Annotated in this window: 20 protein-coding genes; 6 read left to right on the top strand and 14 right to left on the bottom strand. The window is 62.6% G+C overall.

Annotated elements, in window-relative coordinates; translation table 11 throughout:
- Positions 1-8: 8 nt before the first annotated feature.
- Together KBX19_RS06255 and KBX19_RS06250 are read right to left on the bottom strand one after the other, a co-directional pair.
- Entirely contained in the window at positions 9-275 is a 267-nt protein-coding gene (locus tag KBX19_RS06255; protein ID WP_255997926.1) for a hypothetical protein, read from the bottom strand.
- Positions 263-775 (bottom strand): hypothetical protein, encoded by a 513-nt coding sequence (locus tag KBX19_RS06250; protein WP_255997925.1) that lies wholly within the window; start codon positions 773-775, stop codon positions 263-265. The genes KBX19_RS06255 and KBX19_RS06250 overlap by 13 nt, the downstream gene beginning before the upstream one ends.
- A 110-nt stretch (positions 776-885) precedes the next feature.
- Between KBX19_RS06250 and KBX19_RS06245 the strand changes: the two genes are divergently transcribed.
- Positions 886-1,716, top strand: coding sequence for a DUF1266 domain-containing protein (locus KBX19_RS06245; protein ID WP_255997924.1), 831 nt, complete (start codon positions 886-888; stop codon positions 1,714-1,716).
- Here the strand turns inward: KBX19_RS06245 and KBX19_RS06240 are convergent.
- From KBX19_RS06240 to KBX19_RS06230, 3 genes are read right to left on the bottom strand one after another with little or no spacing between them, the layout of a single operon-like run.
- A complete protein-coding gene (locus tag KBX19_RS06240) occupies positions 1,713-2,090 on the bottom strand; it encodes an RNA-binding S4 domain-containing protein (RefSeq protein WP_255997923.1) in 378 nt (125 codons plus the stop codon). The genes KBX19_RS06245 and KBX19_RS06240 overlap by 4 nt on opposite strands.
- Complete coding sequence (locus KBX19_RS06235) at positions 2,090-2,323, bottom strand: hypothetical protein (protein ID WP_005289620.1); 234 nt, start codon at positions 2,321-2,323, stop codon at positions 2,090-2,092. The genes KBX19_RS06240 and KBX19_RS06235 overlap by 1 nt, the downstream gene beginning before the upstream one ends.
- A gap of 5 nt (positions 2,324-2,328) precedes the next feature.
- Entirely contained in the window at positions 2,329-2,970 is a 642-nt protein-coding gene (locus KBX19_RS06230; protein WP_005289619.1) for a YigZ family protein, read from the bottom strand.
- Between the two features lie 30 nt (positions 2,971-3,000).
- On the opposite strand from KBX19_RS06230, the gene treZ reads away from it, so the two are divergent.
- On the top strand, positions 3,001-4,725 hold the full coding sequence (gene treZ, locus KBX19_RS06225) for a malto-oligosyltrehalose trehalohydrolase (RefSeq protein WP_255997922.1): 1,725 nt from the start codon (positions 3,001-3,003) through the stop codon (positions 4,723-4,725).
- 17 nt (positions 4,726-4,742) lie between these two features.
- Here treZ and ilvA read toward each other — a convergent pair whose 3' ends face one another.
- Positions 4,743-6,026: a threonine ammonia-lyase IlvA gene (ilvA, locus tag KBX19_RS06220; RefSeq protein ID WP_255997921.1), complete on the bottom strand. Its 1,284-nt coding sequence runs from the start codon at positions 6,024-6,026 to the stop codon at positions 4,743-4,745.
- Between the two features lie 124 nt (positions 6,027-6,150).
- Here ilvA and KBX19_RS06215 point away from each other — a divergent pair, with 124 nt between their 5' ends.
- A complete protein-coding gene (locus tag KBX19_RS06215; protein ID WP_255997920.1) occupies positions 6,151-6,552 on the top strand; it encodes a hypothetical protein in 402 nt (133 codons plus the stop codon).
- A gap of 76 nt (positions 6,553-6,628) precedes the next feature.
- Here the strand turns inward: KBX19_RS06215 and dnaE are convergent, their stop codons facing one another.
- From dnaE to lspA, 7 genes are all read right to left on the bottom strand, one after another.
- On the bottom strand, positions 6,629-10,186 hold the full coding sequence (gene dnaE, locus KBX19_RS06210) for a DNA polymerase III subunit alpha (protein WP_255997918.1): 3,558 nt from the start codon (positions 10,184-10,186) through the stop codon (positions 6,629-6,631).
- Positions 10,187-10,195: 9 nt separating this feature from the next.
- Positions 10,196-11,494, bottom strand: a complete 1,299-nt coding sequence (locus KBX19_RS06205) for an ABC transporter permease (RefSeq protein WP_255997916.1) — start codon at positions 11,492-11,494, stop codon at positions 10,196-10,198.
- A complete protein-coding gene (locus KBX19_RS06200; RefSeq protein ID WP_255997954.1) occupies positions 11,481-12,170 on the bottom strand; it encodes an ABC transporter ATP-binding protein in 690 nt (229 codons plus the stop codon). Before KBX19_RS06200 ends, KBX19_RS06205 begins: the two co-directional genes overlap by 14 nt.
- Positions 12,171-12,241: 71 nt before the next feature.
- Positions 12,242-13,726, bottom strand: coding sequence for an efflux RND transporter periplasmic adaptor subunit (locus KBX19_RS06195; RefSeq protein WP_255997915.1), 1,485 nt, complete (start codon positions 13,724-13,726; stop codon positions 12,242-12,244).
- Between the two features lie 33 nt (positions 13,727-13,759).
- On the bottom strand, positions 13,760-14,314 hold the full coding sequence (locus KBX19_RS06190) for a hypothetical protein (protein WP_255997914.1): 555 nt from the start codon (positions 14,312-14,314) through the stop codon (positions 13,760-13,762).
- Positions 14,311-15,234, bottom strand: a complete 924-nt coding sequence (locus KBX19_RS06185) for an RluA family pseudouridine synthase (protein ID WP_255997913.1) — start codon at positions 15,232-15,234, stop codon at positions 14,311-14,313. Before KBX19_RS06185 ends, KBX19_RS06190 begins: the two co-directional genes overlap by 4 nt.
- On the bottom strand, positions 15,227-15,748 hold the full coding sequence (gene lspA / locus KBX19_RS06180; RefSeq protein ID WP_255997911.1) for a signal peptidase II: 522 nt from the start codon (positions 15,746-15,748) through the stop codon (positions 15,227-15,229). The genes KBX19_RS06185 and lspA overlap by 8 nt, the downstream gene beginning before the upstream one ends.
- 44 nt (positions 15,749-15,792) lie before the next feature.
- Between lspA and KBX19_RS06175 the strand changes: the two genes are divergently transcribed.
- The gene (locus KBX19_RS06175) at positions 15,793-16,677 is read left to right on the top strand and encodes a hypothetical protein (RefSeq protein ID WP_255997910.1); all 885 of its coding nucleotides are present in this window, start codon (positions 15,793-15,795) and stop codon (positions 16,675-16,677) included.
- 1 nt (position 16,678) lies between these two features.
- The gene (locus KBX19_RS06170) at positions 16,679-18,358 is read left to right on the top strand and encodes an ABC-F family ATP-binding cassette domain-containing protein (protein ID WP_255997907.1); all 1,680 of its coding nucleotides are present in this window, start codon (positions 16,679-16,681) and stop codon (positions 18,356-18,358) included.
- Here KBX19_RS06170 and KBX19_RS06165 read toward each other — a convergent pair.
- Positions 18,355-19,056: a hypothetical protein gene (locus KBX19_RS06165; protein ID WP_255997906.1), complete on the bottom strand. Its 702-nt coding sequence runs from the start codon at positions 19,054-19,056 to the stop codon at positions 18,355-18,357. The genes KBX19_RS06170 and KBX19_RS06165 overlap by 4 nt on opposite strands.
- 87 nt (positions 19,057-19,143) lie before the next feature.
- On the opposite strand from KBX19_RS06165, the gene KBX19_RS06160 reads away from it, so the two are divergent.
- Positions 19,144-20,025 carry an asparaginase domain-containing protein gene (locus tag KBX19_RS06160; protein WP_255997905.1) on the top strand — a complete coding sequence of 294 codons (882 nt, stop codon included), beginning with the start codon at positions 19,144-19,146 and terminating at the stop codon, positions 20,023-20,025.
- The last annotated feature ends 2 nt before the right edge of the window (positions 20,026-20,027 follow it).

Below are 20,027 nucleotides of genomic sequence, written 5' to 3'. Positions count from 1 at the left end.
GAAAATGGCTAGGCGAAGATGAGCACGAGGGTCACCACGATGGTGACTACGATCACGGCCAGGATCAGCTGGGTGGTGTAGGAGACCTTCACGGGCGACAGGCCTTGCTTCCAGAACTCGTAGTTCTCGCCGTAGGGGTCGTCCTTCTTCGCGTTGTTCGCCGCCGGGGCCGGCGGGCCGTAGTTCGGCTGGGGCCGGTTCGGTGGTGGATCTGGCAAGAATGCGTCGCCAGAGAAGGTGGCACTCGGCTCCGGGTAGGTGTTTAGGTCAGCCACTGGCGTTCTCCGATCGCTTCGCGGATGCTCAGTTCGAACTGCTCGGGGGTCATGTCGACGTTGTTCGCTTCTTGGTGGACATCAATCCACTTATTGAACAGTTCGGGGATGGTCGCTTCCGGTGCAGGGCTCTGCATCGCGAAATCCAGGGCATGCAGGATGCGCATTAGTCCGGTGCGGTTGAATCCGATCCAGTTCACTTCCCCGTCCACGGCTTTGAGGGTAAGTGTCAACTCTTCAGCCGGCCCGTACGGGCGGCCGCAGAACCCGGTGAGCCATGCGTGGTCGATCACTGTCACTTGGCCCGGTGCAGTGCCCAGGAACAGCCGCGAGGAGGTGCACACGCACGCCGACGTGAACCCGGGAGCACTCGTGAGTGCAACCTCCAGGATTTCCTCTCCAGGACCGAGCACCTGCATGACGTCGTTCACGACGGCCGGTGCGATTTGGGTGTCGCCGCAGCGCTCTAAAGCTTTACGCGCAAACTCGTTCTCATTCACCACATACGGCAGGTTATCATGTGCGTTGCGTGAAAATGGACTTAGAATCTATGCAGCGAAATCTGAGTGAGCTGAGGTTTGAGTCCGCTGTTTGAGGAAGGAATCCCCCGATGACCGCCATCACTGCTGCACGGTTTGAACGCCCCCGCGCTAAGGCTGAGGATGTTGCCGTTGACCTGTGGGAATGGAGCACCCCGCAGCCGGACCGTCAGACAGTGCTGGAAGCCTCCTTCGCGCTGCCGTACCGGGTCGGGCATGACCGGCCCGTGGACACTCCCACGGTGCCCGTGAAGAAGGACCGCGTGCAGTACAAGCGCATGCTCGAGCAGTGGTGGGGTATCACTTCCGCCGAGGAAACTCGTCAGATGACGGAGAGGCTCATCGCCGGTGACGTGCACACAGCCTCGTCAGATGCGGTGCTGCACACCGCCGAGATGCTCACGGGCGAGTTCGCACCGCAGGAATGGCGTTCGCAGGATTTCGCCGAGCGCCGCCGCACAATGGAGATCTTCCTGGAGCACCTGGCTATCTCCAACTGGATGGATCCGAAGCAGCTCTGGACAGACTTCGACCACTGGCTCGCAGTGCGCACCCACCCGTCGTTTGCGAACGTCAATGCGCCGTCGGCCCCGGCAACGACCCGCGCCTGGGACATCATGCGCGTGGAGATGACTGCTGCGACGGCCGCCCTCGTCGGGATCATCACCCCGGAGGAGTACTCCAGCTACGCCGCCCGCGCCGTCGCTGAGCTACAGAAGCACTTCATGTCCTGGGCGGATGCCGCCGCGAGCTTCTGGTGGGGCCGCGCGATTTGGTCAGCTGACACCATCCGCGACAACGCGGACGATATGCAGGGTGAACTCCAGGTGTTTGACCACATTCTCACGGAGGCGTTGACTGACCCGAACTCCCCTTGGCGGCGCTTCCCGCTCCACTCTTAGCCGCTCCTGCCGCGCAGTTTGTCCAGCTCGCGGCGTTCTTTCTTCGTCGGCCGGCCAGCGCCGCGGTCACGCTTCGGCATGGAGTAGAAGTACTCCTTCGGCGGTGGCGGCGGAGAGTGGTCGATGTAGCACTGCCGCGCAATGGGTGCGCCGACGCGTTTCCGCGGCGTGTCGACGACTTCGTAATCCAGGTCGCGGTAATCCTTCCAGGCTTTGACGCGGTCCCCCGGCACAACTTGAGCTGAGGGTTTGACCGCATTGCCGTTGAGTTTCACGTGCCCGGCGCGCACAGCGTTCGCGGCCTCTGTGCGGGTTTTATACATGCGCACCGCCCACACCCACACGTCGATGCGGACGGCGGATCCGTCTGGCACTAGTACTGGTCCCGGTGGTTGATGATCTTCTGAACCTTGCTGTAGTTGACCATTCCGCCGACAACGGCAACTACGAAACCGAGCACGATAAGCGACCACGTTTGGGTCAGAAGTGCCAGTGCGACACCGCCCACAACACCTCCGCCGACCCACAACGCGCCATTGCGGGAATAGCGGCGCACGGCCTGCTTGCGTGCTTCGATCGGGTTATTCGGGCGGGGCTGGATCGTCATGGGGTTCAGTCTAACGCACGCTCCACCCACGTCTGCCCCACCGTGCGTGCTTCGCTCGTGCCCTGAGTCAGAGCCGCCAGCAGCTCGTTCAACTCCTCCACACCACCCGGCGCAACGGCGAGGGTGTAGGCGGCCTGAGCGCCGTATTCGACATCGACCACGTCCACTCCTGCAGCACGCAGGTCCGCCTCCACTCTGCCTGCGTCAGCATGCGGCAAGTCGACGCGGGTGAGTTCGCGCATTCGTTTTTCGACGGGTTCCACCAGCTCCAGCGCCTGCGACACCGATTCCGAGTACGCGTGGACGAGACCTCCCGCGCCGAGCTTCACGCCGCCGAAATAGCGGGTGACCACAGCGACCGCACAGCGCAGCCCCGACCCGCGCAGCGCGTCGAGCATTGGTTTGCCAGCTGTGCCGGACGGTTCGCCGTCGTCGGAAGAACGCTCGATGCGTCCTTCCGGGTCCGCGATGAAGGCGGTGCAGTGGTGCCGCGCGTCGGGGAACTCGGCGCGGGCACGCGCGATCACGTCGCGGGCTTCCTCCTCGGATTCAGCGCGGGCGATCCAGGTGATGAAGCGAGATTTCTTGATCACTATCTCGTTGACCACCGGGTCGCCTGGCGGAGGAAGGGTGAATGTCGTCAGCATGAGTTTCAGATATTACTTAGTGTGGGAGACATGAGGTTTGAAGTCTGGGCCCCGCACGCGCACGATGTTCGTCTCATCGTCGACGACACCGAGCACGATATGCGCCGCGATGACAGCCGCCGCGGGTGGTGGACCAGCGATGTCGAGCAGGTTCCTGGCCAGCGCTACGGCTTCACGCTTTTCGACGGCAACGACTGGTCCAAACCCCTCCCCGATCCGCGCTCCCGGCGCCAGCCGGACGGCATTCACGGACTCTCGGAAGTCGTCAGTACAGACTTCCCGTGGACCGACGACCACTGGGTCAACTACGAGTTGCAGGGCCAAGTCATCTACGAGCTTCACGTGGGCACGTTCACGCCGGAGGGAACGTTCGATGCGATCGTCGATAAGCTTGATTACCTCGTTGAACTCGGTGTGACCACGATTGAACTCATGCCTGTCCAGCCGTTCGGCGGCGAGCGCAACTGGGGGTATGACGGTGTCGACTGGTTTGCAGTTCAGGAGTCCTACGGCGGACCGGAGGGCCTGAAGCGGCTTGTCGATGCTGCCCACCACCGTGGCGTGGGCGTCTTCCTCGACGTGGTGTACAACCACTTCGGCCCCGACGGCAACTACAACGGCATGTTCGGCCCCTACACCACCGCCGGCTCGACAGGCTGGGGCGATGTGGTCAACCTCTCCGGGGCCAACTCGGACGAGGTGCGCGCCTACGTGCTTGATTCTGTCCGGCAGTGGCTCGACGAGTTCCACATCGACGGGCTGCGACTCGACGCCGTGCACTCCTACGACGACCGCGCAGCGTACTCCATCATGGAGGAGATCAACATGCTCGCCGACGAGATCGAGGTGAAGAACGGCCCGAACCCGATCATCATCGCAGAGAGCGACTTGAATGATCCGCGCATCATCGCCGACTACGCCCACGGCGGGTACGGGCTGGACGCGCAGTGGCTTGACGACGTCCACCACGCCCTCCACACCGTCATCACCGGCGAAAACATCGCTTACTACGAGGACTTCGGAACGGTGGAAATCCTCGCCGACAGCCTCCGCCACGGCTACCGCTTCCGCAGAGACTGGTCCAACTTCCGCGGACGCACGCACGGGCGCGCACTGAACCTAGAGCAGATCGCCCCGTGGAAGCTGATCACCTACACCACCACGCACGACCAGGTAGGCAACCGCGCAGCGGGCGACCGGCCGTCGCAAAACCTGACGATGGCGCAGCACGCGTTGAAGGCGGCAGTGATCTTCTTCAGCCCGTTCACACCGATGATCTTCATGGGCGAGGAGTTCTTCGCCCAAACCCCGTTCCCTTTCTTCGTCTCCCACACTGACGAGGACTTGCAGCGGCTCACCCGCGAAGGCCGCGCGCACGAATTCGCCCGCTACGGCTGGAACTTCGACCATGTGCCCGACCCGGTCGACCCCGAGACCTTCGAGTCGGCGAAACTCGACTGGAACTTCGCCGGCGACAACGTGAAGATGTACGAAACCTACAAGGATCTGCTCACGCTGCGCCGCCGGCTCGGACTGGCCAAAGACGACCTGCGCGAGCTCCGGGTCGATCACGGAGCAGACGGCGAGAAGTGGTTGACCATGGGGTACGACGACGTCTTCCTCGCCGCCAACTTTTCCGACGAGGAGGTCACAGTGCCCGCGGGTGGTGAGTTGGTGTACTCGTACGGCTCGCCGCGCGTCGATAAGCAGCAGACCGTGCTGGGCGCATGGGAGTTCGCGATCATCGCACGCTAGCCCCGCGCTGACTCGCGCTAACCGGTGACGATGAATTCGTACTCCGGTGTGCCCGGCATGAGGCGCTGACAGTCGAAGGAGGCATCCTCCATGCGCGCAAGCAGCGGATCGAGATCCGTCGCGCGAGCCAGTTCGATGCCGACGAGCGCGGCACCGGTCTCCCGGTTGTTCTTCTTCAGGTATTCGAACAGCGAAATATCGTCGTCCGGGCCCAGCACATCGTTGAGGAAACGGCGTAGCTGGCCCGGCTCCTGAGCAAAGTTGACCAGGAAGTAGTGCTTCAACCCGCGGTGGACTAGGGAGCGCTCCATGATCTCCGCGTACCGCAGCACGTCATTGTTGCCGCCGGAGATGACGCAGACGACCGTGCTGCCTGGTGCGAGCTTGACCTCATCGAGCGCGGTGACCGACAGCGCGCCCGCAGGCTCCGCGATGATGCCCTCGTTCTGGTACAGGTCCAGCATGTTCGTGCACACAGCGCCTTCATCGACGTCGACGATGTGAATGCGTCCCTGGTTTTCTTCGATGATGCGGTAGTTGACGTCGCCGATGCGCTTGACCGCGGCCCCATCGACGAACGGATCAATCGCCTCGAGCGTGACCGGCCCGCCCGCGTTCATCGCGGCTGCCAGGGACGCTGCCCCTGCCGGCTCAGTTCCGATGATGGCCGTGCGTGGCGACATGTCGGCGAGGTAGGCGGCGATTCCTCCGATCAGACCTCCACCGCCAACGGGGACGAAGATGGAGTCGAGCGATTTGCCGAAACCGGTCAGCTGCGTGAGCACTTCTGCCGCAACGGTGCCCTGACCGATGACGGTGTCACGCGCGTTGAAAGGCTCCACGAGGGTGGCACCGCGTTCTTCCGCATCTCGGCGCGCTGCTTCCGCGGCTTCGTCGAAGTTGTTGCCCACGAGCACCAGTTCCACGCTGTCCCCGCCGTGGACCATGATCCGGTCGCGTTTCTGCTTCGGGGTCCGCTTGGGCACGAAAATCTTTCCGTCAATGCCCATCGCCCGGCACGCGTACGCCACCCCTTGCGCATGATTGCCTGCCGACGCTGCGACGACCCCAGCCGCTTTCTCCTCATCGCTCAAGTTGGAAATGTTGTAATAGGCGCCGCGGATCTTGTACGACCGCACGTCCTGGAGGTCTTCCCGCTTCAGGTACACCTCCACCCCGTGCTGCTGCGACAGACGCGGGCAGTACTGCAACGGGGTGGGCGCAATGACGCTGGAAATTCCAGCCTGCGCACCCTGGATATCGGCAGCGTGCACGGGCGTGAAATCAGGCGCGGAAGTCATAGAAGATCATCTTAGACCCCTTGGATTTTGCCCGGAAAGCGACTAAACTTCTTCGCGGTTTCTAATCCACTTACTGCACATTGCATGTACGTTCCACGCGTACTTTTTGAAGGAGTCTTTCCCCGTGAAGAAGCGCACTGGCCTGGTCGCCGCCGCCCTGTCTACCACCCTGATCTTCAGTTCCGTCACTCCCGCTTTTGCTGCGGAGGATAAAGTCGCAGAGCAGCAGACCAGGGTGAACACCGAGGAGTCCACCGACGGCAAGAAGGAAGAAAAAACCGAAGATAAGGACCCTTGGGATAAGAACGGTGCATCCAGTGAGGGGCCATGGGAGGGCAGCTTCCCCGAGGGCTCTTCCGGCCTGAACCGCCTCGAGGCGTACTTGAATTCCAACCACTTCGAGTCCATCTCCACCATCGTCGCAGCTCTCGCAGGCGTGGTCACGGTGGCGACCCAGCTCGCCGCACTGATCATCCAGATCAACCCGGCTGCCAAGGCGCAGTTCGAGGCTCTGTTCAAGAAGTAGAAACATGCTGGATAGTTAGATGAGCTAGTTATCCAGAGCACTAAAGCTGGCGAGCAGATGCGCTCGCCAGCTTTTTCTATCCCAGGACTCCGGCACCCATGGCGGCCTTCAGGTCACCCATGAGGCTGCCGGATCGTTCCACTCTCAGGTGGTCTCCCAAGATCATGAGCTGGGATTGGTCGCCGTTGACCAGGTTCAAGTAAACATCCGAGTCACCCGGGTTATTCGACAGAACCTGCTTGAGCTTGCGGATGTTGTCCATCGTGCACTGCTCAGTCTTCAGAGTCAGGCGCAGCGGCAAACCCGCACCGTTGCCGGGTCCGAGTTCCGGTACCTTCACGTCGTCGCCGAATAGGCTCATCCGGTCGTCGCGGATGGACACGTGCGCCTTGACCAGAATGATGTTGTCTTCCACGATCTGCGGCGCCACCAGCGCGTACACCTTGTTGAACAGTAGCACTTCGACCTGCGCACCGTGGTGGTCCTCGAGGGTGACGATGGCCCATGGGGAACCGTCCTTTTTCGAGTACCGCCGATCCACGCCGGAAATAATGCCGCCGATGGTCACTTCATCACCGTGGCGCATCTCTCCTTCTAGGATCTTCGGCAGCGGAGTGTCGGTCTGGGCGTCAATGGCTTCCTCGAAACCGTCGAGCGGGTGGCCCGAGACGTACAAACCAAGCATCTCGCGCTCGAGCGCGAGCTTGTGCTTCTTCTCCCACTCGTCGTCAGGCACCTCAATGGAGAACGCGTTCGATGCCTCCTGCTCCCCACCGAAGGTAGAGAACAGGTCGAACTGCCCCTTGTCTGCGGCTTTCTTGGTGGTCAGCACGGAGTCGACGGCGTCGTCAGACACCAGCAACAGACCCTTGCGCGGGTGGCCGAGGGAGTCGAACGCGCCCGCCTTGATCAGCGACTCAGTGATGCGCTTGTTGCACGGCAGCAGATCGACCTTGTCCAGGTAATCGGAGAAGTTCGTGAAGGCGCCCTTGGTGCGGCGGGACTCCATGATGGACTCCACCACTTCTGCACCGACATTGCGGATCGCGGCAAGGCCGTAACGGATGTCCTTGTCCACAGCCATGAAAGTCTCTTCAGACTCATTAATGTCCGGCGGGAGCACCGAGATGCCCAGGTGCCTGCAGTCAGCCAGGTAGATCGCGGACTTGTCCTTCTTGTCACCGACGGAGGTCAGCAGAGCGGCCATGTATTCCGCGGCGTAGTTCGCCTTCAGGTAGGCCGTCCAGTAAGACACGAGCGCGTAACCAGCGGCGTGGGACTTGTTGAACGCGTAGGACGCGAACGGCTCGATCGTGCCCCACAGAGCGTCGACAGCAGCCTTAGAGTAACCGTTGTCGAACATGCCCTGGGAAAACTTCTCGTATTCCTGGGCGAGCACCTCGGGCTTCTTCTTACCCATCGCCTTACGGAAGCCGTCTGCTTGGCCGGCGGTGTAGTTGGCCACCTTCTGGGAGATGTTCATGATCTGCTCTTGGTAAACGATCAGACCGTACGTCTCGTCGAGAATCTCCTTGAGCGGCTCCTCCAGCTCCGGGTGGATCGGAGTGATCGGCTTGCGGCCGTTCTTGCGGTCCGCGTAATCCCAGTGCGCGTTCACACCCATCGGGCCGGGACGGTAGAGCGCCAACGAGGCGACAATATCGTTGAAGCCGGTCGGCTTCATGCGCTTGAGCAGCTCCTGCATGCCGCCGCCGTCGAGCTGGAACACACCGAGTGTGTCACCACGGGACAGCAGCTCGTAGACCGCTTCATTGTCCGTGTCCAATGCCTCAAGATCAATGGTCTCGCCGCGGTTCTTCTCAATGTTCTCGATGGCGTCACCGATCACCGTGAGGTTACGCAGCCCCAGGAAATCCATCTTCAGCAGACCGATGGCCTCACACGCGGGGTAGTCCCAACCGGTGATCAGTGCGCCGTCGGCAGGCCTCTTCCACATCGGGATGTGGTCCATAAGCGGCACCGACGCCATAATCACGGCACACGCGTGCACGCCCGCTTGCCTGACGACGCCTTCCAGACCCCGCGCCGTCTCATAAATCTTCGCCACGTCTGGGTCGGTCTCAATCATCGAGCGGACTTCAGTGGCCTCGGAGTAGCGGTCGTGCTCCGGGTCGGTAATACCAGACAGCGGGATGTCCTTCGCCATGATCGCCGGTGGGAGTGCAGCGTTGATCCGGTCGGCTTTCTGGAAACCTTCCTGGCCAAAGTTGACCTTGGCGGAGTCCTTGATCGCCTGCTTCGTCTTCACGGTGCCGAAGGTGATCACCTGGGCGATCTTGTCCTCGCCCCAGTTCTCTGCTGCATAGGTGAGCATCTCGCCGCGGCGGCGGTCGTCGAAGTCAATATCGATATCGGGTGCGGACGGACGCTCGGGGTTCAAGAAACGCTCGAAGAGCAGGCCGTGCTCCATCGGATCGATATTGGTGATGGTCAGCGCGTACGCGACCAGGGCACCTGCTGCGGAACCACGGCCCGGACCAACGCGGATACCGATGGAACGGGCGTGCTTGATCAGCTCAGCGACGATCAGGAAGTAGGACGGGTAGCCCTTCATGTCGATGACGTCGATCTCGTAGTCGGCGCGGGTGCGGTAGTCCTCCGGCACCTCCTTGCCCTCGAACCGCTCATCCAGGCCGCGGTGCACTTCCTTGCGCAGCCACGTCGTCGGGGTCTCCCCCTCCGGCACGGTGGCAATCGGCATGCGGTCGTGCGGGTGCTCCTCCCACAACTCGCCGTAGTCACCGACGCGCTCAGCGACCCAGAGAGTGTTGTCGCAACCGTCGGGCACCATGTCGTCCCAATCGTTGCGCATCTGCTCGGCGGACTTGATGTAGTAGCCGGTGCCGTCGAACTTGAACCGGTCCGGGTCCAGCAGCGTCTTACCAGTCTGGACACACAGCATCGCCTCGTGGGCGGGTGCCTGGGATTCCAGCACGTAGTGGCAGTCGTTGGTAACCAACGGCGGCAGGTCTAGAGCTTCGCCGATGCGCAGCAAATCCTCACGGACGCGGCGTTCAATGGTCAGACCGTGGTCCATGAGCTCGAGGAAGTAGTTGTCCTTGCCGTAGATGTCCTGCCACATCGCAGCGGCCTCGAGTGCCTGGTCGTACTGGCCCAATCGCAGGCGCGTTTGCACATCACCGGACGGGCACCCCGTCGTGGCGATAATGCCGTCGGCATGCTCGGCGATGAGCTCCGCATCCATACGCGGCCACTTACCTAGCTGACCTTCGTAAGATGCCAGCGAGCTCAAGCGGAACAGGTTGCGCAACCCTGTCGCGTTCTCCGCCAACATGGTCTGGTGCAGGTACGCACCGGAGGCGGAAACGTCATCGCCCTTCTGGTCCGGAGTGCCCCACAGCACGCGCTTCTTATTGAAGCGCGACTCGGGTGCCATGTAGGCCTCGATACCAATGATGGGCTTGATGCCCGCGTCTGTCATCCGGCGGTAAAACGCATTCGACCCGAACATGTTGCCGTGGTCGGTCATGCCGACTGCGGGCATGCCCTGGCGGGAGACCTCCTCCGCCAGCAGATCCACCTTGGCCATGCCGTCGAGCATGGAGAACTCGGTGTGGTTGTGCAGGTGGACAAAGGAGGATTTTTTGGCCATGAGGAGAGTCTACTCGTAGCGCAAAGCGTCGATCGGTTGCATCTTGGCAGCCTTGTTTGCCGGGTAGAAACCGAAGAAGACGCCGATACCCATTGAGAACAACAGCGAGAACACCACTGCCCCGATCGGTGGGAATGCCACCGGGCCGTAGGAGTCACCTTCAATGAAGCCGAGCAAGCCGCTCGACAACACGCCGATGAGGCCGCCGAGTAGCACGCCAATGATTCCACCGAGCAGACACACCATGACTGCCTCAACGATGAACTGGGTGCGGATGTCGCGGCGGGTCGCGCCGAGCGCCTTACGCACACCGATTTCCCGGGTGCGTTCGGTGACGGTGATGAGCATGACGTTCATCACGCCGATGCCGCCGACGAGCAGAGAAATACCACCGATGGACGCGATCACCGTGCTAATGGCGCCGAAGATGGCCGTGAATCCCTCGAGGGACGACTCCATGTCGATGACTTGCGCTTCGGCGTTGTCGTTGTGCGCGTACTGGCGGTCCATGTAGCTTTGCAGTTCGTTACGGAACTCAGCCGGGTCCTCATCACCCGTCGTCTGCACGATGAACATGTTGACGCTGTCAATGGGTTCGGCGATCCGCTCGAGCGAGCTCAACGGGATATAGATCTGGCCATAGGCCTGCATCTGACCGAAGCTATCGGCACTTTCTTCCTCGGCTTCGGCGACACCGATCACGGTGAACACCCCGGTGGAATCGCCTTCGATATCGATGCGCTCACCGAGGGCGGCGGCTGCGTCGCCGTCAAAGAATGCGTCGACAAGCTCCTGCGAAATCACCGCGACGGGACGCTCGGTATCAATGTCCTGTTGGGTCACTCCCCGACCGAATTCAACGTTGATGGCGCGAACGCCCAAGGAATCCGCAAGCACCGGATTGATATCGGCAGACGCTGTCTTCTCACCGTATTTCGTCTCCGCAGGAACCATCTCGGAGATATCCGTTCCGATGACCCGCTCACCGAAATGCTCCCGGATCTCGCCGAGATCGTCGATAGAGACCATGTCGGACTCATCATCGACCGGCATGTCCATGCCGCCGGAGAACTCATCTTCCGGCATCGCTTCTTCTTCGTCTGGAGTTTGGGCGATCATCACCACGTGCCGGGACGCGCCGATGTCTTCCAGACCACTCATCACCTGGTTCTGCAGGCCGCGGCCGAGCGTCATGATGATGATCACGGCCATGATGCCGATGATGATGCCCAGCAGGGTCAAAATGGAGCGCAGTTTATTCGTGCGCAGGCTACTTGTGGCCAGGTTGATTGATTCACGCAGCTCCATGGGCACCTCCTGCGCGCACATCTACAACGTGGCCGTCCTTCATTTCCACAATCCGCTGCGTTTCTTCAACCAGGTCTGGGTTGTGGGTGATGAAGACGATGGCTTTGCCGTAGTCCTGATTGAGACGGTGGAAAAGATCCATGACCATGCGTCCGGTTTGGGAGTCCAGGGCGCCCGTCGGTTCGTCCGCAAGCAGCAGATCCGGGTCGTTCGCCAGACTGCGGGCAATAGCCACGCGCTGCTTCTGACCACCGGAAAGCTCATTCGGTTCATGCGTGAGGCGGTCACCCATGCCGACAATCTCGAGCAGCTCTGCGGCGCGTTCTTCGCGCTCACGCTTGCCGACGCCCGCGTACATCATCGGCATCGCAACGTTTTGCAGCGCATTGATGCGGCCGATCAAATTGAAGTTCTGAAAGATGAAGCCGATGTTTTGGGAGCGGTACGTCGCCAGTTCCGTGTCGTTTTTCTGGAAGACATCTTCACCGTTGAAGGCGTAACCGCCGTGGGTGGGCTTATCCAGCATGCCGATGAGGTTCATCAGGGTCGATTTACCGCAACCGGACGGGCCCACAATGGAGACGAACTCACCCTGTTTGGTGTCGAAGTCGATGCTGTGAAGCACCGTGAGCTCGGTGTCTTTGCCTTCGTTGTACTTCTTGATGATGCCGCGCATGAAAATGAGCTGGTCAGGATCAATCTTGACCAGCTGCGGCTGGTCAGCTGCGGGAGTTTCCGTCACGGTGGTTACTCCTGCGCGGACTTATCGGCGGGTTTGTCACCGGACTTGTCAGCGGATGTGTCATCGGCGATGGTCACTTCTTCACCGATGCGATCGCGATAATCATCCGGCCAGGCGATGACCGTGTCGCCCTCTTTCAGGTCTCCACCGGTGACAGCGATGTCGGTGTCGTTCTTCACCCCAGTTTCCACGGTGCGCTCTTCGATCTTGCCCGTGGTGGCGTCCTCGTTCTCGCGGGCGAACACGAGCACCTTGTTGCCGTCGAACACCGCGTCGCGCGGGATGCTCAAGCCGTCCGGGCTTTCGTCGGTGATGATCTCCACACGCGCGGACGCTCCCAAGCGCAGGTCTTTGGTATCGCCGGTCACCTCGATCTCCACCGGGAAGGTGACACCGGTGTCCTTCTTGTCGCCGCCCTGGCCCTGCATCGCGCGCGCGGCGGCTTCAGCGCCGGCTCCAGCGGGATCACCGTCAGCCATGGGGGCAACGCGGCGCACGCGGCCCTCAAACTCCTTGTCATCGGTCACCGGGGTGGTGAAGGTGACGCGGTTTCCTTCGCGCACGTTGGCCACATCGGACTCGCGCACGTTGGCGCGGACGAGGAAGCGCGAGGTATCGGACACGGTCATCAGGCCGCCCGCGGCCGGCGATCCCTCCTCCGCCTCGATCTTGGTCACCACGCCGTCCATGGGGGCGTAGATTTCCGGATCTGGTGTCTCGTATTCCTGGATGCTTTCTTCGGCCTGCGCCTGAGCCTGCTGCTGCATGAGCATTTCTTGTGTGGCCGGATCAGCTGCCGGATCACCCATTCCTGGGTCAGGAACGCCCGGGGCGCCTGGGGCACCTGGGGCACCCGGAGCACCCTGCGCGTCCATCATCTGCTGCTCAATGGCCTGCTGTGCTTCGCGCTGCCCCTGCTCGCGGCCTTGCGCGTGGGCTTCACCCAGCGCACGCTCGACCTCTTCCCTGCTCGGACCAGAATTGCCCGGCTCTGCCGGCTGTCCCTGCGGGGGCGGAGGCGGGGCGCACGGTTTACCGGGTTTCGGGTGGCCCGGCAGTAACGGTTTCAGGCAGTTCTCGATGGCACTGCCGGCATCCAAGAGGGTCTCGTGCAGGCTGCCCGCAGCATCCATTTCAAGCGCTTCCGCCCCAGCACCCTGGCTTTGCAGCTGCGGGCCGGCAGAGGTGTCCATGGTGACCAGGAGCTGGCCCTTTTTCACCTTGTCGCCCAGCTGCACGTGAATTTTCTCAACGGGTGCTGCCATAGCGGAGGAGATGCCAGCCTGCTTGATCGGCGCGACGGACCCGTCGACGACAATGCTGTTGACCACGCCTTCTTTCGCAACGACCTGGTAGTCGCCGGAGCCGAGGTCACCGGAGGCGGCATCTCCCCCGCCGCCCATGCCGCAGGCCGAGGCAAAAAATAGGGTCGAGGCAGCAGCCAGGGACACTCCCGTTTTACGGGCGGTGCGGAAAGAAGGCAATGTCATCTCCTGATCATCGATCAAACAGGGGCTTGGGCTTCAAGCTCTTCTTAACATTACACCGTCACCCTCACAGTTCACCCCGAGAGTATCGACGGGGCGAATGGCAAAAGCCCCCCACACGGCATCGGGAGGAAGCGCCTCGACGGACCACACCCGCTCGTTGTCGGCGATCTGGCGCAACGCATCGCCGGTGTCCCACACGACTACTCCGGCAAGGTCTTCTTCGGTTGCCACGGTGAAATTGTGCGCGCGGTCGCCCTCCCCGACAGGCAGCGGATGCGACTCGGGCGGCAGAATCGCGTTCACTCGACCAATGGGCTCCAAGACATCCGCGGCCTCTTCCGCGCTCAAAGCCGGTGAGAACGTGACCAGGGCAAAGGCAGGTTCGTCGCCCGGAGCGCTGCGCATGCTTATCGACGCTCGCTGCGCATATTCCTGCGCACTCTCCCCCGCGTCTGGACCGAGCTGGTCGCCTTGGGGCGCCGGTTCAAATCCGGTACGGGTTCCCAACAGCCAGATCCCGGTGATGAGAACCACCGAGACAGCGAGCACCCCGATGACGGCGGTCAGTGCAGTGGGGAACTTTCTCATGCCCGCAGCACGTCCACTGCGTGCTGAAGGTCGGGTGGATAGGGTGACTCCACTTCCATCCACGCTCCGGTGCCGGGGTGGACGAAACCGAGTGCAGTGGCGTGCAACCACTGCCGGATCAGCCCCAGCCGCTTGCCCAAGTTCGGGTCGGAGCCGTACATCGGGTCCCCCACGCAGGGGTGGCCCACCGAGGACATGTGGACGCGGATCTGGTGCGTGCGTCCCGTTTCCAAGTGGACTTCCAGCAGGCTTGCTTCCCGGAACGCCTCGAGAACCTCGTAATGGGTGACTGAGTGACGCCCGTCTGCGGTGACGGCGAACTTCCACCCCGACGACGGGTGCCGGCCAATCGGCGCGTCGATCGTTCCCACGATCGGATCGGGCAAACCCTGCACGACGGCGTGATAAGTCTTCTCCACCGTGCGCTCTTTGAACGCGCGCTTGAGCACCGAGTATCCCGGGATCGAGTTGGCCACGACCATGACACCCGAGGTACCCACGTCGAGCCGCTGCACAATACCTTTACGCTCCGGCGGGCCTGCATCAGGCAACTGGTAGCCCATGGCTTGCAGCCCGCCCACCACCGTGGGGCCGTCCCAACCCAGCGTCGGGTGCGCGGCGACGCCGACGGGCTTGTCCACGACAATGACGTCATCATCGTCGTACAGCACCGTCAGACCTTCAACGATCTCCTCCTTCGGCATCGGCGCCTGCTTCGGCTCCGGCAAGGTCACCTCGAGGCTATGCCCGGTGGAGACGCGGTCGGATTTGGTCACGCGGGAGCCGTCGATAAGCACCTCGCCCGCTTCAATGAGCTCAGCCGCGACAGTGCGCGACAGACCGAATGCTTTGGCCACGGCAGCGTCGACACGCATGCTGTCGAGCCCCTCCGGAACAACGAGCGAACGGTACCTACTCATTGCTGCCCCCGTCTTTGTCCTCTTCATTGTTGTCCCCCAGGAACAAGGAGAGCACAAAGACCGCCACTCCAACGTTGATGGCGATGTCCGCGACGTTGAACACCGCGAAGCTGCCGATGGAGATGTAATCCACCACGTGCCCGAACCAGAATCCCGGATCGCGGAACAGGCGGTCGATGAGGTTGCCCAGCGCGCCGCCGGCGATGAGCGCGATGCCCAGCGCCTCCCACTTATCCCGGATCCGCGGGGCCACAAGGAGCGCGCCGACGACGAAGACGAGCTGGATCGTGGTGAAGATCCACGTGGAGTTCTGGCCCATGGAGAAGGCCGCGCCGGGGTTGAACAGCAGGTAAAGACGGAACCAGTCGCCGATGAGATACACCGGCTCACCCGGGGTGAGCACCGTGACCATGGTCTGTTTGAGGATTTGATCGATCACACCGACCGCGGCCATGACGCTCACGATGAGCGGAACATAAGGGCGGGTGCGGGTAGCTCGGCTTTCTGTGGTCATCGTCGCCTTACTGTAGTCGCATGGCAGTGCGGTAGGTTCGATGTGTGAGATATCGGTTCCTTTCCCTGCTGCTTGCCGCATCGCTCGGGCTGAGCGCATGCGCGAAAACCGACCCGATGGACGATGTCCCAGCCTTCGAGGTCGATACCGCCACCGTGACTCTGGAGGACCAGGGCGACGGTGAGAAGCGTAAGCTGGTGTATTCAGGCGGGGAGCAAACCACGACCGTTGAGGTCTCCTACGGCGTCGCTCAAGGCGCTGTAGCCACCGACAGCGTCGACCCCGAGGCCCCCGCCGGCGGTGACGTGGACAAGGTCACGCTGCCGTTGACTATCTACATCGCAGACGATGCCTCCGAGGCGAGGGTCGGTGAGCCGAAGTATTCGAACCTTGATGCCGGCACGGATGCCCTCACCGCGGAGGACTTCCGCATGCGGTGGCGCCATGACGTCCACGGCAATATCCAGGACATCAAGTTGCTTCCACCGGAGGGCAGCTCGGACGAAGGGCGCGCCATTGTTGAGAGTGCTCTGCTCCAGGTTCTTGCCGCCCAGCCCGTCTTTCCCATTGAGCCCGTCGGCGAGGGGGCGACGTGGACTGTGCAGACGCGCACGATCGGTGGTGCCCGCATGCTGCGCACAACGCGCTACACCGTGGACTCCCTCGATGGTGACACCGTCGTCCTGTCCCTCGACATCGAAGACGAGCCGACGGAGACAGAGCTCACCATCGACGACACCCAGGCCGGCGGCACGTTGACGGCTGACGAGTGGTCGACCACGTCCGACGCGACCATCACAGTGGACCTCACGAAACCGCTGCCCACGCAGGGCCAGAACGCCGCGACGACCCGCACCGTCTACAACGGCCCCAACCCCGATTTCAAAGTGGTCCAGGACGTGACCACCGCAACGACCTACGGGAAATAACATGCCTGCCCCGCTGCACATCGGACTTGACGGAGTCTCCTTTTCCTACCCCGACGGCCACCGCGTACTCACCGATATCTCCTTTGCCGTGCCGCCCGGTTCTGTCACGGGGCTGATCGGCGAGAACGGCTCCGGCAAGTCGACGTTGCTCTCCCTTATCGCCGGCGATAACAAGCCGACCGCAGGCACGATCATCACGCCGCCTGTGACGGGGTTCATCGCCCAAGAGACTTCACTGCCGTTCACATCCCCCGCGTCGGAGCTTATCGACGCCGCCGTGGACGAACTCCGCGGCGTTGAGCGCGAGATCGGAGCCTTGTCGGAGCAAATGGCGGACAACCCCGCTGATGCCGGACTGGCGGAACGCTTCGATGTGGCTCTGACACGGGCGGAGAATTCCGGCGTGTGGGAACTGGATGCGCGCATTGCCACCGTGCTGGCCGGTTTAGGTCTGGCAGGGGTAGATCTGGCGACTCCGCTCGGCGAGATGTCCGGCGGGCAGCGACGCCGCTTCGCGCTGGCCACATTGCTGCTGCGCCCGGTGGACGCCATGGTTCTCGACGAGCCAACGAACCACTTCGATGACGAAGCAGTGGACTTCCTCGTCGACGAGCTCACCTCATTCAAAGGGCCTGTGCTGGCTGCTTCCCACGACCGCTACTTCCTGGACACCGCCTGTGACAGCTTGGTCGATCTCGACCCTGGGCTCGGCCCTGAAGGCGGTATGGGTGAAGAGACAAAGCAGGGAGCGAAATTCTCCGGCTCCTTCTCCGATTACCTCGAGGCCCGCGAGAAGCGCCGCGCCCGCTGGGCCACCGACTACGCAGCTCAGGAACACGAGCGTGAGCGGCTGGAAAAGGCCGCCCACCAAACCGAGGACGACGTGTTCCACTCGCATGAAGCTAAGACGGAAACCCGCAGTGCCGCGAAGTACTACGCTGACAAGGCTGCGAAAACGGTGGGAAACCGACGAAAAGCAGCCGAATCGCGGCTGGAGAAACTCGAGCGCTACCAAATCCCGGCACCGCCGAAGCGGCTGCGCTTCCAGGGCCTGCCGGAGCACACCGCGACATCGCTGGGAGTCCCTGCCGTAGTGACGAAGAACCTCTCCGTCCCGGACCGGCTCGCTCCGCTGAGCATCAAAGTTCAGCCGGGCCAGCAGCTACTTGTCGAAGGCCCGAACGGGTCGGGCAAGTCGACGCTGCTGAAAATCATCGACGGCGAACTCACCGACTACAACGGCGAAATCATCATGCCCGATGAAATGACTGTTGCACGCCTGGAGCAGGACGACGACTGGACCGATCTGTCGCGCACCCCCGCCGACATTCTGCCGAGCATCGTCGAGATGGGATTGATGACGGAAGAGCAGGCCGCACAACCCCTCGACGACTTGTCCTTAGGTCAACGCCGCCGTGTTTCGCTGGGCCTGATCCTGTCCAACCCGCCGGATCTACTGCTTCTCGACGAGCCGACCAACCACCTCTCCCTCGTCCTCGCCGAAGAACTCGAAGAGGCATTGCTGGATTTCGAGGGCACAGTCATCATGACCTCCCACGACCGGTGGGTCCGCCGCAACTGGCGGCGGCGCATTGAGCAGAAAGACAATCGCGCCACGATCCTCACCCTGTCCACGCTGTGGACGGAAGAGGTGTGGCGCGAAGAAAACCCGGAAGCTTAGAGGGCCGGTGCCGGTGCACCGCCGGGAGCAGGTGCCGGTGCCGGAGCACCTTCAGGAGCCGGTGCCGGGGCACCCTCGGGAGCAGGTGCCGGTGCGCCGCCTGGTGCGGGTGCCGGAGCGCCCTCCGGAGCAGGTGCAGGCGCACCCTCGGGTGCAGGTGCGGGAGCAACGCCCTCACCCTCCGGAGTTGCCTCGCACATCTGCGGGACCTGTTCCGGGGCCACGGTGTTGCGGATCAGGATGCACGCCCACGACTGGGACAGCTTCCAAGCCCCGCCCTCGTAGACGAAGGACACGTTCTCTGCGACGGAGGGGCCTTGCTCCGGCTGGGTGAAGTTCACGGCTGCGAGAACTTCGTTCGGGGTGTAGCCGGGTAGAATCGGCTCGACGACCTGGAAGTCGGCGCCGGACTCCTGCTTGGCCTTCGTCATGACGTCGAACAGCTCGACAGCGTTCTCGCCGCCCTGGACGGTGCGGGTGCGCTCCTCCATCGGAAGGTTCGGGTCGGTGGCGCGGGCCAGGATCTCGTTGAGCTGCGCAGCATTGGGCATCTCGGCAGGAGCGGCCTGCTCGGTGGCCACGTTGGTTTCGGTGGCCACGGCAGTTTCTTCTGCGCCGTTCTCCTCGTCGGAGCAGGCGGCCAGGCTCAACGCTGCACCGAACGCGGCGGTGACGGCGATAAGTTTGCGTGCTTTCACTATCTCTCCTTCTGTTCCCTTAACTGGGTCAACGTTACCGCTTGTGCATGCCAGCTCAAATTGGCACGCCTGTGGCAACCTTGAGATATGAGCACAATTGCTGTGATTGCCACCGGCGGGACGATCGCCTGCGTCCCGGACGACACCGGCGCCTTGGTACCGCAACTGACCGCTGCAGACCTTATCGAGCGGGCCGCGCCCGGGGTGCCCTGCCGCCCTGTGGACGTGCAGTCTGTTGACTCCTCCTCCATGACGTTGGCGGATGTGGACAATCTCGTCGCGGAGGTTCACGCCCAGCTTGACGACGACTCCGTTACCGGCGTAGTGGTCACCCACGGCACAGATTCCCTGGCAGACACAGCGCTCGTGCTGGACCTCTTCCACACTTCGGCCAAGCCGGTCGTGGTGACGGGCGCGATGGGCACCGAAGACGGGGCGGGCAACCTGAGGCGGGCGATCGAACTCGCACACGATCCTGACAACAGCGCTGGCGGGGTCCTCGTGTGCGTGGGCGATGTGCTCCCGGCGCGGGGGCTGTTCAAGCGCGACACCGCGGAGATGTCGCCGTTCTCCGCCAACCCATCGTCGCGGCCCGAACCGGTTGCACCAGTGACACTTGCGGGCGTGCACATCCCGATCATCCGCGCGTGGCCCGGCGCGGGTGGTGAGCTCATCGACTTTGCGGTGCGCTCCGGCGCGGACGGGATCGTGGTGGAGGCACTCGGCGCCGGCAACGTCTCGGATGCGATGGGCACAGCGATTGAGGCCGCCCTGCAGACAGTGCCGGTGGTGGTCACCACGTCTGTGCCCTGCGGCACCGTCGAGTTCGCCTATGGCGGCCCCGGCGGCGGCAGCACCCTAGGTGCGCTCGGCGCGATCCCATCCGGGCCGCTGCGGGCAGGACAAGCTCGGATGGCTCTGGCGGTAGCGCTGCGGGCGGGGCTCGACCCTAAGACCGTGTTCGGCTGAGC

The sequence above is a fragment of the Corynebacterium sp. CCUG 71335 genome (assembly GCF_024454075.1).
GTDB classification, from domain to species: domain Bacteria; phylum Actinomycetota; class Actinomycetes; order Mycobacteriales; family Mycobacteriaceae; genus Corynebacterium; species Corynebacterium genitalium.
The sequence above is the reverse complement of the archived record's forward strand: the minus strand, read 5'-3'. Positions and strand labels throughout refer to the sequence as shown.